Consider the following 12962-nt stretch of genomic DNA (forward strand, 5'->3'; position numbering starts at 1 on the left):
TGGAGCCGTCAGTGAACGGATTACGCCTGATCGCCGATATCGGAGGCACCAATGCCCGGTTCGCCCTTGCCCGTGACGGACGCTACTCGCGCCTGAGCAGCGTGGAAGATGGGCGATACGATACACTCCACGACGCCCTGGCGGATTACTTGACCGTGCTTCCAGTGGAGGAGCGTTCGGGGCTTGCGGCGGCTATCGCGATTGCCGCTCCCGTCGCTGGCGACCAGATCACGATGACGAACAAGACCTGGTCGTTTTCCGTTGAGGAGCTGAAACGGAGCCTGAACCTGGTGTCGCTCACGGTCGTGAACGATTTCGCGGCGACGGCTCAGGCAATCCCCCATCTTGCTGAAAGCGAACGGTTCGTCGTTGGGCTGCCCACAAGCGGCAAGGGAAACATTGGCATCGTGGGTCCCGGAACTGGTCTGGGAATGAGCGCCCTTATACCGCACGGTGCCGATTGGGTGCTGGTGGCCGGCGAAGGCGGCCACGCTACCTTGGCGGCTTCAACGGAAGAGGAATTCGCTATCCTGCAAATCCTTCGAAAGCGCTGGACGCATGTTTCCGCCGAACGGGTATTAAGCGGCGCCGGACTGGTCAATCTTTACGAGGTCCTTTGCTCGATCGAAGGTGTCGAACCACTGATGCTCACCCCTGCCGACGTTACCAGGCGCGCGCTTCATGGTTCCGACAACAACTGCATAAAGGCCTTCGAATATTTCTGCGGATTTCTGGGGAGCGTCGCCGGCGACCTCGCTCTGACCATCGGTGCATTCGGTGGCATTTACATAGCTGGAGGAATCCTGCTGCGCTTCAAGGAAGCTTTCGCCACTTCCTCCTTCCGGCAACGGTTCGAGAGCAAGGGCCGATTCTCGGAGATGCTGGAACGGATTCCGACTTATCTGATCCTTGATGAGTCACCAGCCTTAACGGGACTGGCAAACCTGCCGATCAATACCTAGCAAGCGTAGCCCGGATGAGCGAAAGCGATATCCGGGTCCTTAGGCGGCCGGACCTAATCGGATTCATCGAGCGGCGGACGCGATGCATGCATGCCGTGCTGGTCCGAAAAACGAAGAGCATCGATGATCATGGTCTTGACCTGCTTTGGTCCATCATCGTGGGTGAGTTCAAACTCCAGAAGCAACGAGGCAAAGGCCTCCTCGTCGATGTTTTCGAGCGCGTCGGCAAGTTCCGTTAGTGTCATCATGCTTCTCCGACTATTGATCAACTCCCAAGAAACAGGGGCGCCAGATCTTCCTCGACGACGATGCGGGCTGCTTCCGGCGTCAAATCGCTGCCGACCAGGTCCAGGCGTGTTGCGGCATCGAACAATACGGCTCGCACGTCGTCCGGCGAGAGCAAGCCGTTTGCGACCATCTTGCGTACCAAAGCCCGCAAAATGAGAGCGTCGATTTCGCCGTGTCCTGACGGCGTTGTCTTTTCGATCATGCTGCTCTCCCATCTCGTTTCGAAGCGCCATTTGATAGCGGGGTCAGAAGCCTATGGCCGAGTTGCCGGAAGATCGCCGCGCAATTGCTCAAGCGCCCGGCGCAGGCCGTGGAGCTGATCAACGAGATGGAGAATGACGTCGACGCCTTCGTCGTTGACTCCGAAGTCGGCTTTCAGATCCCGGATGAAATGTGCCCGCGCAACGTCCATGTCGGAGAAGTTCGCGCCGCCGGCGGTCTGCTCTGGAATAAGCCACCGCTGCTCGAGCCAAAAATCCAGCGTCTGCACCTGCAGGCCTGCACTGCTCAGGAACTCCTGCTTGCTCATGATCATGATGTGCGATCCTCCCGCGGATTGAATGCCTTCCCTTTGTCCCACTTGGAAACGAATGCCTCGAGTTCGGGATCCGGTGGTTTGGGCAAAACCACCTTGAGCTTGACGAACTGATCCCCGTGGCCTCCGCCATAGCGGGGCGCGCCCTTGCCTTTCAAACGCAGGGTCGTGCCGGTGTTCGATCCCTTCGGCACCGCCATGGTCACGTCGCCGGTCGGCGTCGGAACACGAACCCGCCCACCCAGCACGGCCTCTGAAAGAGAGACCGGCAATTCCAGAGAGATGTCGTCGCCCTCGCGGGTGAAGCGGTGGTCGGGCAGCACTTCCACCTCGATCAGGGCATCCCCGGGCCCGCCTTCACCGGCACCGGGCGCTCCCCTGCCGCGCAGACGGAGGATTTGCCCGTCGACCAGTCCGGGCGGAATAGTGACGTCAAGGGTGCCGCCGTCAGGCAGTGTCAGACGCTTGTTCGCACCCGTGATCGACTCTGCAAATTCGATCGGCAGTTGGTAATGCAGATCCCGTCCGCGTCGGTTCGCGCGCGCCCTTTCCGCACGTCTCAGCAGCTCGGCGAAACCATCATCCGAATCCGCGAAATCGGCGAAGCCGGAATTGTCCGTGTAGGGATGACCGTGATCCGAGGTGGCAAAATCCCGATAGAAATGTTGCGGCGGCCGCTCCGCACCCGATGCGTCGATTTCGCCATTGTCGAAGCGTTTGCGCTTGTCGGCATCGCCCAGCAAATCATAGGCGCCCGCGATCTCCTTGAATTTCTCTTCGGCCGCCTTATCCCCGGGATTGAGATCCGGGTGCGATTTTTTCGCCAGTTTGCGGTACGCCTTCTGGATGTCGGCGGATGAAGCCGTCGGCGCCACACCGAGAACCTCGTACGGATTTCTCACGACCTACCCCGCAAGAACTTTATTTCGCCTGGGGATCATGTGAGCGGAAGTCCAGGAGATTTGCAACCACATCCACACACCGGCCAATTTCGAAGCCGACGCCAAAGGGACCTCTCGCCTCGCCGCGCCATTGACCTCAAACTGAGGCCCTAACCCAACCCTTCCGTCTCCGGGCTGGTATCACGGCGCTTCGGCACTTCGTTCAATAGGCCGGCAAGCCGCAGGCCTTCCAGGACTCCTTCCAGCCTCTGCTCCCGGATCATCGCGGCTATCATCGAAACCGCGTCGTGCTGCTGGATTGTGAAGTGCACGTCAGGCAATTGCTCGGACATGGCCTCCAATAATGTCTGCGGAGTGGTAACGTGATCTCGGAGCGCGTATCCCGCGTCCTCCGCAAGGTAGGTCGCAAGATCGCCGTCCGGCAACGCGCCGAAATCAAAGTCGTATCGCGTACGATCCTTGATCGACTGCCGAATCCGCTCGCTTTGGCGTTTCGCCGCCATCGAGAGCATAAAAACCGCGTCCGGCAGGGTCTCGCGCGCTACATTCTTCAACTCAGCCATGCGGGCGTAAAGTTCCTTGCCGGCGCGTTCGTTCTGCTCGAATCGCTCCTGCGTCTGCCGTGCCTCATGCTCACTCGATATTTTCTCTCGCCGCTTTTTTCGGAACATTCCAACGCCCTCCGGGCGGCGATATAGTCTGTTTCGCGCGCGACATGGAAGATCAAAGTAACATCGCGCGATCCGCAGTTCGCTAGCGCGGCGGAACACGTCGAAGTGCTTCAGCTCCGATAATTCCGAATCGCCGCATCGCTCATGTGGCAAATTCGGCCAATCGTTCGATAAACCAGTACGCCGCCACAATTCCGATCGCATAGGTCGTAACTGACCGCGCGCGCTGTTCACCGACGACCGAAAACTTGAGCAGTTTGGCGCACCTCAACACACCAAGGACGACGGTGATGAAGATCAATTGTCCTGCCTCCACGCCAATGTTCCGGAAGTCGGGCGTCGAGGTCCAAAACAAGCGCAGCCCGGATGAGCGCAGCGATATCGGGGATGCTCCGGATGCCTTTGCCCTGGCCCGGCCAATCCCGTCAGCTTTGATGCGGTCCCCGCATCATCTTCATGGCGTCCTCGATATGGCGCCACTCTTTGGCTTCGTCGGCGTCGCCCTTGCTCTCGCAAGCCATGGCATTCCGCGCCGCCTCGGCGATAGCCTCGAAGCCGTGCTTCTCGAGCATCTGCCGCGCAATCGTGTGAATTTGCATCTCGGATATCATGTTGCTCTCCTGATGCGCCGCCCCCGGAACCACAGGGACCGGTATCGGTTGCTGGAATCTTTCAAACGGTCCAACCGGGGTCTCGTTCCCTGCGTTTGCGATGGGCTCGAAATCTGTTCCCGCCTCCAACAAAAAGCCCGGCGCTTGGCCGGGCTCTCGTTCATTCAGCGGTGTTGATGACCGGGACCTCCGCCGCCTCCTCTCGCCATCCCGCCGCCGATCCGCGGTGCGGCGTTGATGTGCGGTGCGCCGCTGCCATGCGGCATGCCGCCCATGGCGCGCGGCGGCCCGATCTGCGCGCGCGCATTCATCGGCGATCCACCGATGCGGCCCATGTTGGCGCCGCCGACATTTGGCTGCGCGATATGCGCGGGCATGCCACGCGCGATCGCGGGCATGCTGCGCCCAGCCATCGGCGCGGCAGAGAAGCGCGCGCCTTGATACGCGTGCGTCATCGGCTGGTGCATGCCGGGCAGAGGCCGGCCGGCGCGGTTGATATGCGCCATGCGTCCCTCTGCACCGCGCACATTGGCGAAGTTCTGCTGGCGCGTCATGCGCCGATCCATCCTGTTCTGCGTCCGCCCTTCAGTCATTGCCGTACGTGTCTCGGTCCTCGCGAAGCGGCGAGACTGGTCGGCCGGACCCCGCATCGCGAAGCGGACGTGCGATTGCCAATAGCCGTTCCAGTAGGCGCGGCGGTGATACCAGGGCCTGCCCGAATAGTAGCTTGCCCAATACGTACCCAGCACGAACGGCACGACGGGGACGTCGACGACATCGACATAGTCGGGCAGATAGACGTAGCGGTCGCGATAGAGATATTCGAGATAGCGCGCCGAAACCCAGCCGCGGCTGTCCGACCAGGTCACATCGCACCACGCATCGCCCCTGATGCAGCCGTGGACGTTGACATGGGCGCCTCCGGGAATCCGATCGACCATCGGAAAGCCGGTTCCCGGGCCAGCCCTCATGCTGACCGAGGTGGTGACAATGCCCGGCGCCGCAAGCAAGGCAGTGGGTGTCAACAGCAACGCTGCGACAAGAATTCCTTTTAGTTTCATGGCGAATTCCTCCTCTGCGAAGAAGAACGCGGGAGGCGGAACAAGCGTTCCTGTGAAAGATGGTCGCACTGTATGGCTTTGGAGCGAAAGCCTGTCCGGACTTGATCCGGAGCGGAGATCGATTCGCGCGAAAACGCCACACGCCGCAATCAGCCGCGGTGACTTCCGCGCATGTCGCTGCGCTCATGCGGTCTACGTTGCGACAGATAGATGCCGGACGATGTGTTCACCCCTTACCGCGTCGCCGGCCGGTTCTGGTCGTACAGCACCCGCACGCGAATGGTGCCGTCCACGGCCCTGAGATCGGCGAGCAGGTCTTCGCCCTCCCCGCCGACGACGTCGGTCTCGAGCACGACATAGCCGACTTCCGGATCGGTCTGCAGGTATTGCGCCAGGATATTGATGCCATGGCGCGCGACGGCTTCGTTCACCTGGCGCAACACGCCGGGGACGTTGCGGTGAACGTGGATGAAGCGGGTGCCGGTGGGCCGGGCCGGCAGTTGCACCTGCGGGAAATTGACGGCGCCGAAGGTAGAGCCGACATCGGAATAGTCGATCAGCTTGCGCGCGACTTCGCCGCCGATGCGGTCCTGGGCTTCTTCCGTGGAGCCGCCGATATGCGGCGTCAGGATCACGTTGGACAGGCCCTGCAGCGGCGACACGAAGCGGTCCGCGTTCGAGGCCGGCTCGACCGGGAAGACATCGACGGCCGCGCCGGCGAGCCAGCCGTCGCGCAATGCGCGGGCCAGCGCATCGAGATCGACGACCGTGCCGCGCGAATTGTTAATGAGGTGGGCGCCCTGCTTCATCCGCCGCAGCTCGCGCTCGCCGATCATGTTGGCGGTGGCCGGCGTCTCCGGCACGTGCAGGGAGACGACGTCGCTCGCGGCAAGCAGCTCGTCCAGCGTTTCGACCGGCTCGGTGTTGCCGTGGCGCAGCTTGTCGGTCTGGTCGAAAAAGATCACCCGCATGCCCATGGCTTCGGCAAGGTTCGACAATTGCGAACCGATGTTGCCGTAACCGACGATGCCGAGCGTCTTGCCGCGCGCCTCGCGGCTGCCGTCGGCTGATTTGTCCCAGCCACCGGCATGCGCCGAAACCGAGCGCGGGAATATTTTGCGGAACAGCATCACCACTTCGGCGATGGTCAGTTCGGCCACGCTGCGGGTGTTGGAATACGGCGCGTTGAACACGGGAATGCCGAGGCGCCGCGCGGCGTCGAGATCGACCTGGTTGGTGCCGACGGAAAAACAGCCGACCGCCATCAGCCGATCGGCGGACTCCAGCACATCTGACGTGAGCTGGGTCCGCGACCGGATGCCGAGCATATGCACGCCTGACAGCGCCCGCTTGAGCTCGCCTGTGCCCAGCGCCTTCGGCAGACGCTCGACCTCGCTATAGCCATTGGCATCGAACAGGTGAACGGCGGAGTCGTTCACGCCTTCCAGCAGCAGGACACGAATCTTTTGCTTCGGCAGGGACAGTGGCATCGGTCTTCCGATCATTGGCTGGAGCCTTTTCGGTTCTGATCGAATCAGAACCGAGGCTCTACGTTTTGTTTTGACGCGTTTTCTTGACGCGAACCGGTACCCACTTCGCTCGAAAACGCCATAATCGGGCCGATCATCGCAACGCAGGCGGGCCCGGATCAGCGGATCGATAACCGGGCGCGCCGTGCGAGGCAACCGTGGAAAGCGCGAATGGCACGCTCTACGTTTCGCCCGGGTCACTCGGGCGGCGGCTGCCTCAGAGCGACGCACCGACGCCGGCCGATCGCGGTTGATCGTTGCGGCGCCGAGAGACAGCCCTACTTGGCCGCGGAATGGATCTCGGCGATGTAGCCGCCCGGGAATTGCACGACGGCCGCTTCGCGCCCGTCCGCCTTGAACGGCTCGACCAGCACGGACGCTCCGGACGCCTTTGCCTTGGTCAAGGTGTCGCTGACATCAGTCACTTCATAGCCCATCGTTTCCCGGCCGTAGGGAAACGGCAGATGGCCATCGGTCACCAGCACGGTGATCTTGCCGAACATCGACTCGATCCGGACCCGGCGATAGCTGTCCCCCGGCCGCCCGATTTCCGCGCCCGGCGCTTGCGCGTTATCCGAGACAATCTTGCCGCGCGCAAAGCCTGCAAAGCTTCGAATGAAATTCGCAGCCGCCTCGGGCGCCACATACACCCGGTTCTCCGGAACGCTCTGCAACGGCGGGGCGGACGTTGCCTTGGTGTGCCAATAGAACTGCATGTTGACGCCGCCCGGCCACTGCACGACGACATCCTTCCCGATGGCGTCGGGAAACGGCGTCACAATCACAGCAGCGCCTGCCTTTTTGGCAGCGCTTACCGCGGCGTCCATATCCGTCACCAGATAGCCGGTGCGCTCCTGGCCGAATGGATAAGGAATCGGCGTCTTGAACCCAAACAGCGATACCAGGCCGACCGGCGTTTTAACCGCCTGCCAGATCGCAGTGCTCGGTGTCGGTGTGACCGTGACGGTCGACGGCGGCGAGCTTGTTCCGCCGAAGGTCGCCAGAAAGCTGGCGGTGAAGCGATCCATGTCTTCGGCCGCGACATAGACATGCGTGGTGCCGTATTGCGCGCCGACCCCAAACTGCTCCGCCTTGTCGGCAGGGCTGGCGTCTGCAAACCCCGGCATCAAGATCATCGCAGCGATCAAACCGGCAGCGACGGCAATAACTCTCATTTGGCGCATCGGAAATCATTGTCTCTCTGACCGGAGCCTCGCGGTTCAGGGGTAGCAAGTGTAGCCCGGATGAGCAAAGCGATACCCGGGATGAACCCGAGCGCATAGCACCCGCAGGTCGCGCCGCGCATGTGGCTACCCTACTCATTTTCCGGATCATGCCCCGGTGGCGACGGAGCTGCCTGCTGCGATTTGGCCTTCTTCGACCATCGAAGCGGCCTTGAAGCGCCCAAATAAGCCCGCAAAGGCCCCCGCCAATGAAAGGACCAGCGCAGGACACAGTCAGTTAGCTAGTGTGAGTGAGTAAAATGAAAAATCATGATCCCGAATTGCTGTCCGCGCACGAGCCGATCACCTCAGACCGCGCAGAGCCTGCAACGTTAGCTGGTAACCTCGAAGCATTGCTGCAAAGATCTCAGCAGTTGAATGAATATTGCGACCGGGCTGTCGCCGAAATCCGCGCGTCGCTTGAGCTGACCCAAAACCACAGCAATTGAGCGTCACGCAGCCGCTGGGTCGGCCGACCACCATCGTGGCGGGCCATCGCCGTGGCATGATCGGACGCGCTCAGGTCACGACTGCCTGGGCGCCCGCCTTCTCCGCTCCCTCCGCGACAAGCGCATCGTCAGCGCCGACTGCGGATGATCCTCGGACAGTAAAAGCTGAGCAGCCGCGGCTAGTTGTAAACGGCCCTGGCTATGCGCGCTGACCCGGTCCGAGGACGACAACAGTCGTTCCTGGCCTCACCCGGTCAAAGAGATCGATGACGTCGGCATTGGTCATGCGGATGCAGCCGGACGAGATGGCCTGGCCAATATATTCCGGCTGGTTGGTGCCGTGGATGCGGAACAGCGTGTCCTTGTTGCCCTGGTAGAGATAGAGCGCCCGCGCGCCCAACGGATTGGCCGGGCCGCCGGGAATGCGTGACGGGTAGGGGCCGAGCCGCGCCTGGATTTCGGGCGTCGGGATCCAATCCGGCCATTCTGCCACGCGGCCGACCGTGGCGACGCCGGAAAACGCCAGTGCCTCCTCCCCCACCGCCACGCCGTAGCGGATCGCCTTGCCTCCGGGAAGAACGTAATAGAGGTAGCGCGCGTCGGTATCGACCAGGATCGTGCCCGGCTGCTCCCGGCGCGTATAGTCAACGATGTGCCTGAGGTACTGGTCCGGGATATTCGCCTGCGCATAAGGCGGATGCGCCAGCAACTGCCGATCCCTTGGCGTCATGCTGGCATCCGACGACGGCGCAAGCGTCGCTTGCATGCAGCCGCCCAGCATCAGCGACCCCGTCAGCAACACAGCTAGCCCGGACTTCGGCACAGCCTGCCTCCAGCGCGTTACGCGGTGCCAGTTGCTGCCAGAATAATGCTGAAATCATGGCGATGCGCTGCGAAAATCTTGCGCTCAGGCCACATCGGCCTGGGCGCTCTCCGTTTCCTCTGCAGCAAGCGCATCGAGATCGACGAGTTGCGGATCGTCGACCTGGGGATCATCATGGGACTGTCCGCTGCCATGGACGTGCATCAGGGTCTGCACACGCCGGGCATTGAGATGGTCCACATGCTGATGCCGCAACGCGACCGGCAGCAATTTTTTCGGCAGTCCGACCAGCGCAAACGCGGAAACCCGGCGCACCTCACTGCCTTCCCGCCAAAGCAGCGGATTGAGCGTGTAGATCAGCTGCCGTTCGACCTCTGATGCCTGTGGCTGCTCGGCCTCGAGCGGCGCGCTGAGCGCCGTGTTCGCGTTGCCCGCGCGCGTGCGCACCGCGGTGGATCGCAGCTCCCAGCAGATCAAATCCGCCGCCGAGAGGATCTCGCGACGCACCGCATCGACGCTGGCCGAGAACCTGGTCGCTTCCGGCACCGACGCCGCGCTTTTTGTGACGGCGTCCACCAGCGCAGAGGCGCCGGCGCCAAATTGCGGAGCTGCCTGCTCGATGGCCGCGGCCAGCGCCTCGATCTGGTCCGCCGCTAGCTCGCGGTCGCGCTGCGCCTTGGCGTCAGCCAGGGCGCGTTCGGTCGAGACGATCTGCTCGTCGAATTCCGCCAGTTCGGCGCGCAAGGTCTTGGCGCGATCCTCGACGGCGCGCATGCCGGCCTCGGCCCGTTCAAGCTGGGCGTTGGTGGCGCCGCCCACCGCCAGCCGTTCGGCAGCTGCACGTTTTTCCGCAAGTGCCGCTTCGGCTATTCTCGAGCGCTCCGCCAGCTTCGAGCGCTCCGCCTGCTTGTTCTTGAGAGCGCCCTCGAAGCGTTCGACTGGGCTGAGCTCACGCTTGAAAAATCCCATAGCAATGCCCCTTGCGGATCACATTGATCCGCCGAATCAGCCCCATTTAATGCGTCCAGAATCTAGTCGAAAACTTGGATCAGATTGCGGCTTTAGTCGGCCGTAGCCACCTTGGCCACAGCTAAGGAGGCCTCGATCGGCCCGGCGGCATCGAGCTAATGCTTCTGGAACGCCTCGGCGAACTGCCGCAGGCTGGAGATGGCCCGGCCGATCTGGCTGATTGGATTGTCCCCGGGATAGCAGCTCGTTTTCGTCAATGTGCTCACCGCGAGGAACAACAGCGTTACAAAGACCAGCCGATTCAACACGGCCGTAACGAGCCATTTCAGCATCACCTCGGCTCGCTGATTTGGAGAAGACGCTGTGCCAACACGGTCCGATCGGCCTTCAGCTTTCGAACCAGGCGCGCTGTTTCGATGGAGACGACCGCGCTGACGTCGGCTTGATCGGTAACCACGCCGACCAACGGTCCATGACACCATATTAACCGTCCCCTGCGGCTTTCTCCCCTGCCGACAATGCAGAGATCGAATTCGGCCGCCGGCATCATCGGCTCCGGAAATTCCAGCATTGCACCGCTATGGGACAGATTGCGCACGAGGCAGTCCGCCGTTGAACGCCGGTCGTTGAAGGCAATTCGGCCGCAAAGATACGTTCGTCGCCTCATGGTATGACGTCGGTCCTGCATGGCGTCCCTTTTCGGTACAATACGAAGCTTCCAGCTTCGTCAGAGCAACCGCCATGCCAGCTTTGGTTGTAACTTGGCTCCTTGCATCTCAGGGCGATGTGAACCTATTCGACCGCCCTTCCCGCTGCCTATCAATTGCATCGTGATGCACACATTACGGACACTCGAGGACACTTTAGGTATGTAAAACTGTCTTTAGGTCGACGCGGACGGAGGCGGTGATGCCGATTGATTTTACGCTGACATCGTATCAGCGGCGCCTGCAACGGATCGCCCGCGAATTCGCCAACGAAATCCTTGGCCCCCTGGTACGCGCCGCCGACGAGGATCCCGATCCCCAAAAGGCTTTCCAGTCGGTCAAGGGCGCCTATGTCGAAAGCTACAAGCTCGGGTTCGCCACCGGCTTCATTCCCAAGAAATATGGCGGCGGTGGAATCTCCAACGTCGACCTCCAGATCGTGGTGGAAGAATTGTGTGCGGTCGATCCGGGCTTTGCCACCATCCTGCTGGTCAACGGACTGGCCTTGATGCCGCTGGTCTGGTTCGCCTCTGAACGGCAGAAGCAACAATGGCTGGTGCCCGCCACCAGCGATCCGCGCGGCGAATATCTGGCCGGATGGACCGTGAGCGAAGCGGCCGGCACGCCCGGCGGAACGGCCAATTTCGACGGCCCGGCGCCCTATCCGGCCGGCATCGGGCTGACCGCTATCCACGACAAGAAAAACGGCGAATATATTCTCAATGGACGAAAGCATTGGCCGGCAAATGCCGGCGGTTGGGATTTGCAGGGGGCGGACGCCAACGTCTGCATCGTCCGGACAGCACCCCAGGCCGAGGGGTCACGCGGCCTCAGCGCCATCATCATTCCGCGTGGAACTGCCGGCATCACCTACGAGCAGCCGATCAATAAACTCGGCCACCGCATCTGCCAGAACAATTCCGTGGTGTTTTCGGATTGTCGTGTGCCGGAGGAGAATGCGTTCGCTGTGGGAAACGGCGATCTCGTCGTCAACAAGGCCTTCACCTGGTCGGGCCCCGTCGCCGCGATCGCGTCCGTCGGCGTCGCCCGGTCGGCCTACGAATACGCGCTGTCGTGGGCCAAGAAATATACCGCCGGCGGCGACAAGCCGATCATCAACCACCAGATCGTCGCCTACACGCTGGCGGAAGTCGCGATGAAAGTCGAGGCGGGACGCGCGTTTGCATGGAAGGCGGCCCACTATCACGATCTTCACAGCGCCGATGGCCACGCGATCGGCCCTATGGCAAAGGTATTCTGCAGCGAAATGCTGTTCAACGCCGTGTTCCAGGCGATGAAGGTCGTTGGCGTCAACGCGCTGGACAAATCCAATCCGCTTGAGCGCTATCTCCGGGAGGCATCCGTGTTCCCGCTCTATGACGCCGGTAATGTCGGCATGCAAATGCGGAAGATCTGCGCGGTCATGGCCGACCCTGCTTTCGACCCGCGCGCTATCGCAGCCTCGGTCGCGACGCCATTTGGGAAGCAGGCACCACCACCTGAAATTCAGGCCATCGGCAAGAACCTGAAGCGGCAGGCCTGACCGCCGCGCTGCATGCACTCCTGATGTTCGATCGGCGCGCCCATCAAACCCGACAAAAAGCCGAGGTCGAACTGACAGACCTCGGTGTAGTCTTTCGAAAGGTCGTGAAAGACGCAGTTCTTGCACTCGATCCGAGGCAGCTTCTCACCCTTGCCCGGCGGCGTCGCGCGTGCCGCGAAGCCCGTTTCGTTCATGATCTTGACGATCTCGACGACGCGTTCGACACGTGTCTTCCCGACGAGCCGAGGAATGGCTGTCGCCGACATATCGACGCCAAGTTCGAACATGTAAGCGCCGAACTTCGACGCTCCGATCTTCTTGCGCAGGCTCTCGAACATGACGCGCGAGAACCATGAGTAGCGTTTCGGAAACAGATCGATTCCGCTTTCGGTAAGCGTGTAAAGGAACCTCGGCCGGCCGCCGCTCTTCGACGACGTGTGCTGCACGTATCCGGACCGTTCCATGCCGGAAAGGTGCTGCTTCACCGCGCTGCGCGTGATGTCGATCTCACCCGCCAATTCGTCAACCGTCAGTCCGGCCTTCGACTCCAGAAGTTTTGAAAGCAGCTTCTGCTGGGTGTCTCCGACGATCACGTAAAAGCCTCCGCCTTGGGTTCCATCGTCAGGTGTATCCGAAGATGCGCGCCTGACGCTGCGTCAATGTCAGCCACATGATGCCCAAAACACCGA

The 12962-nt window shown here is 61.7% G+C and carries 17 protein-coding genes; 3 read left to right on the forward strand and 14 right to left on the reverse strand.

The features are described from left to right. Positions 1-11: 11 nt before the first annotated feature. Positions 12-962, forward strand: coding sequence for a glucokinase (glk, locus tag BLV09_RS08075; RefSeq protein WP_244548998.1), 951 nt, complete (start codon positions 12-14; stop codon positions 960-962). A 53-nt stretch (positions 963-1015) separates the two neighbouring features. Here the strand turns inward: glk and BLV09_RS08080 are convergent, their stop codons facing one another. The 9 genes from BLV09_RS08080 to BLV09_RS08120 form a co-directional block, all read right to left on the reverse strand. Then, the gene (locus BLV09_RS08080; RefSeq protein WP_167558656.1) at positions 1016-1207 is read right to left on the reverse strand and encodes a nuclear transport factor 2 family protein; all 192 of its coding nucleotides are present in this window, start codon (positions 1205-1207) and stop codon (positions 1016-1018) included. A gap of 20 nt (positions 1208-1227) precedes the next feature. Then, complete coding sequence (locus BLV09_RS08085; RefSeq protein ID WP_146686906.1) at positions 1228-1452, reverse strand: hypothetical protein; 225 nt, start codon at positions 1450-1452, stop codon at positions 1228-1230. Between the two features lie 51 nt (positions 1453-1503). Continuing rightward, positions 1504-1779, reverse strand: a complete 276-nt coding sequence (locus BLV09_RS08090; RefSeq protein WP_100386839.1) for a chaperone modulator CbpM — start codon at positions 1777-1779, stop codon at positions 1504-1506. Between the two features lie 2 nt (positions 1780-1781). After that, positions 1782-2687 carry a DnaJ C-terminal domain-containing protein gene (locus tag BLV09_RS08095; protein ID WP_146686907.1) on the reverse strand — a complete coding sequence of 302 codons (906 nt, stop codon included), beginning with the start codon at positions 2685-2687 and terminating at the stop codon, positions 1782-1784. Positions 2688-2836: 149 nt separating this feature from the next. Then, entirely contained in the window at positions 2837-3592 is a 756-nt protein-coding gene (locus BLV09_RS08100) for a hypothetical protein (protein ID WP_167558657.1), read from the reverse strand. A gap of 191 nt (positions 3593-3783) precedes the next feature. Further along, positions 3784-3969 carry a hypothetical protein gene (locus BLV09_RS08105; protein WP_146686909.1) on the reverse strand — a complete coding sequence of 62 codons (186 nt, stop codon included), beginning with the start codon at positions 3967-3969 and terminating at the stop codon, positions 3784-3786. Between the two features lie 164 nt (positions 3970-4133). Next, on the reverse strand, positions 4134-5030 hold the full coding sequence (locus BLV09_RS08110) for an SH3 domain-containing protein (protein WP_146686910.1): 897 nt from the start codon (positions 5028-5030) through the stop codon (positions 4134-4136). Between the two features lie 233 nt (positions 5031-5263). Continuing rightward, positions 5264-6520 carry a phosphoglycerate dehydrogenase gene (gene serA, locus BLV09_RS08115; RefSeq protein WP_146686911.1) on the reverse strand — a complete coding sequence of 419 codons (1257 nt, stop codon included), beginning with the start codon at positions 6518-6520 and terminating at the stop codon, positions 5264-5266. 317 nt (positions 6521-6837) lie between these two features. Further along, a complete protein-coding gene (locus tag BLV09_RS08120) occupies positions 6838-7743 on the reverse strand; it encodes a glyoxalase (protein WP_146686912.1) in 906 nt (301 codons plus the stop codon). A gap of 299 nt (positions 7744-8042) precedes the next feature. Between BLV09_RS08120 and BLV09_RS08125 the strand changes: the two genes are divergently transcribed. Then, complete coding sequence (locus tag BLV09_RS08125) at positions 8043-8231, forward strand: hypothetical protein (protein WP_146686913.1); 189 nt, start codon at positions 8043-8045, stop codon at positions 8229-8231. A gap of 199 nt (positions 8232-8430) precedes the next feature. Here the strand turns inward: BLV09_RS08125 and BLV09_RS08130 are convergent, their stop codons facing one another. The 4 genes from BLV09_RS08130 to BLV09_RS38735 all read right to left on the reverse strand — a co-directional run bounded on the left by BLV09_RS08130 (position 8431) and on the right by BLV09_RS38735 (position 10711). Next, positions 8431-9054: a L,D-transpeptidase gene (locus BLV09_RS08130; protein ID WP_100381544.1), complete on the reverse strand. Its 624-nt coding sequence runs from the start codon at positions 9052-9054 to the stop codon at positions 8431-8433. 84 nt (positions 9055-9138) lie between these two features. After that, positions 9139-10023, reverse strand: a complete 885-nt coding sequence (locus tag BLV09_RS08135) for a hypothetical protein (RefSeq protein ID WP_146686914.1) — start codon at positions 10021-10023, stop codon at positions 9139-9141. Between the two features lie 155 nt (positions 10024-10178). Next, positions 10179-10355 carry a hypothetical protein gene (locus tag BLV09_RS37115; protein ID WP_167558658.1) on the reverse strand — a complete coding sequence of 59 codons (177 nt, stop codon included), beginning with the start codon at positions 10353-10355 and terminating at the stop codon, positions 10179-10181. Beyond that, on the reverse strand, positions 10355-10711 hold the full coding sequence (locus tag BLV09_RS38735; protein ID WP_146686915.1) for a PilZ domain-containing protein: 357 nt from the start codon (positions 10709-10711) through the stop codon (positions 10355-10357). Before BLV09_RS38735 ends, BLV09_RS37115 begins: the two co-directional genes overlap by 1 nt. A gap of 221 nt (positions 10712-10932) precedes the next feature. On the opposite strand from BLV09_RS38735, the gene BLV09_RS08145 reads away from it, so the two are divergent. Further along, complete coding sequence (locus BLV09_RS08145) at positions 10933-12273, forward strand: acyl-CoA dehydrogenase family protein (protein ID WP_146686916.1); 1341 nt, start codon at positions 10933-10935, stop codon at positions 12271-12273. Here BLV09_RS08145 and BLV09_RS08150 read toward each other — a convergent pair. Further along, positions 12237-12866 (reverse strand): helix-turn-helix transcriptional regulator, encoded by a 630-nt coding sequence (locus BLV09_RS08150; protein WP_146686917.1) that lies wholly within the window; start codon positions 12864-12866, stop codon positions 12237-12239. The two genes, BLV09_RS08145 and BLV09_RS08150, sit on opposite strands and share 37 nt — an antisense overlap. Between the last annotated feature and the right edge of the window lie 96 nt (positions 12867-12962).

This window comes from Bradyrhizobium canariense (genome assembly GCF_900105125.1).
Taxonomy (GTDB): domain Bacteria; phylum Pseudomonadota; class Alphaproteobacteria; order Rhizobiales; family Xanthobacteraceae; genus Bradyrhizobium; species Bradyrhizobium canariense_A.

What these genes read in the sequence shown, in the direction of transcription:
- BLV09_RS08080 (WP_167558656.1), bottom strand. Translation starts at nt 1,207, where the DNA reads ATGACACTAACGGAACTTGCCGACGCGCTCGAAAACATCGACGAGGAG.
- BLV09_RS08085 (WP_146686906.1), bottom strand. Translation starts at nt 1,452, where the DNA reads ATGATCGAAAAGACAACGCCGTCAGGACACGGCGAAATCGACGCTCTC.
- BLV09_RS08090 (WP_100386839.1), bottom strand. Translation starts at nt 1,779, where the DNA reads ATGAGCAAGCAGGAGTTCCTGAGCAGTGCAGGCCTGCAGGTGCAGACG.
- BLV09_RS08105 (WP_146686909.1), bottom strand. Translation starts at nt 3,969, where the DNA reads ATGATATCCGAGATGCAAATTCACACGATTGCGCGGCAGATGCTCGAG.
- BLV09_RS08110 (WP_146686910.1), bottom strand. Translation starts at nt 5,030, where the DNA reads ATGAAACTAAAAGGAATTCTTGTCGCAGCGTTGCTGTTGACACCCACT.
- serA (WP_146686911.1), bottom strand. Translation starts at nt 6,520, where the DNA reads ATGCCACTGTCCCTGCCGAAGCAAAAGATTCGTGTCCTGCTGCTGGAA.
- BLV09_RS08120 (WP_146686912.1), bottom strand. Translation starts at nt 7,743, where the DNA reads ATGCGCCAAATGAGAGTTATTGCCGTCGCTGCCGGTTTGATCGCTGCG.
- BLV09_RS08125 (WP_146686913.1), top strand. Translation starts at nt 8,043, where the DNA reads ATGAAAAATCATGATCCCGAATTGCTGTCCGCGCACGAGCCGATCACC.
- BLV09_RS08135 (WP_146686914.1), bottom strand. Translation starts at nt 10,023, where the DNA reads ATGGGATTTTTCAAGCGTGAGCTCAGCCCAGTCGAACGCTTCGAGGGC.
- BLV09_RS37115 (WP_167558658.1), bottom strand. Translation starts at nt 10,355, where the DNA reads ATGCTGAAATGGCTCGTTACGGCCGTGTTGAATCGGCTGGTCTTTGTA.
- BLV09_RS38735 (WP_146686915.1), bottom strand. Translation starts at nt 10,711, where the DNA reads ATGCAGGACCGACGTCATACCATGAGGCGACGAACGTATCTTTGCGGC.
- BLV09_RS08145 (WP_146686916.1), top strand. Translation starts at nt 10,933, where the DNA reads ATGCCGATTGATTTTACGCTGACATCGTATCAGCGGCGCCTGCAACGG.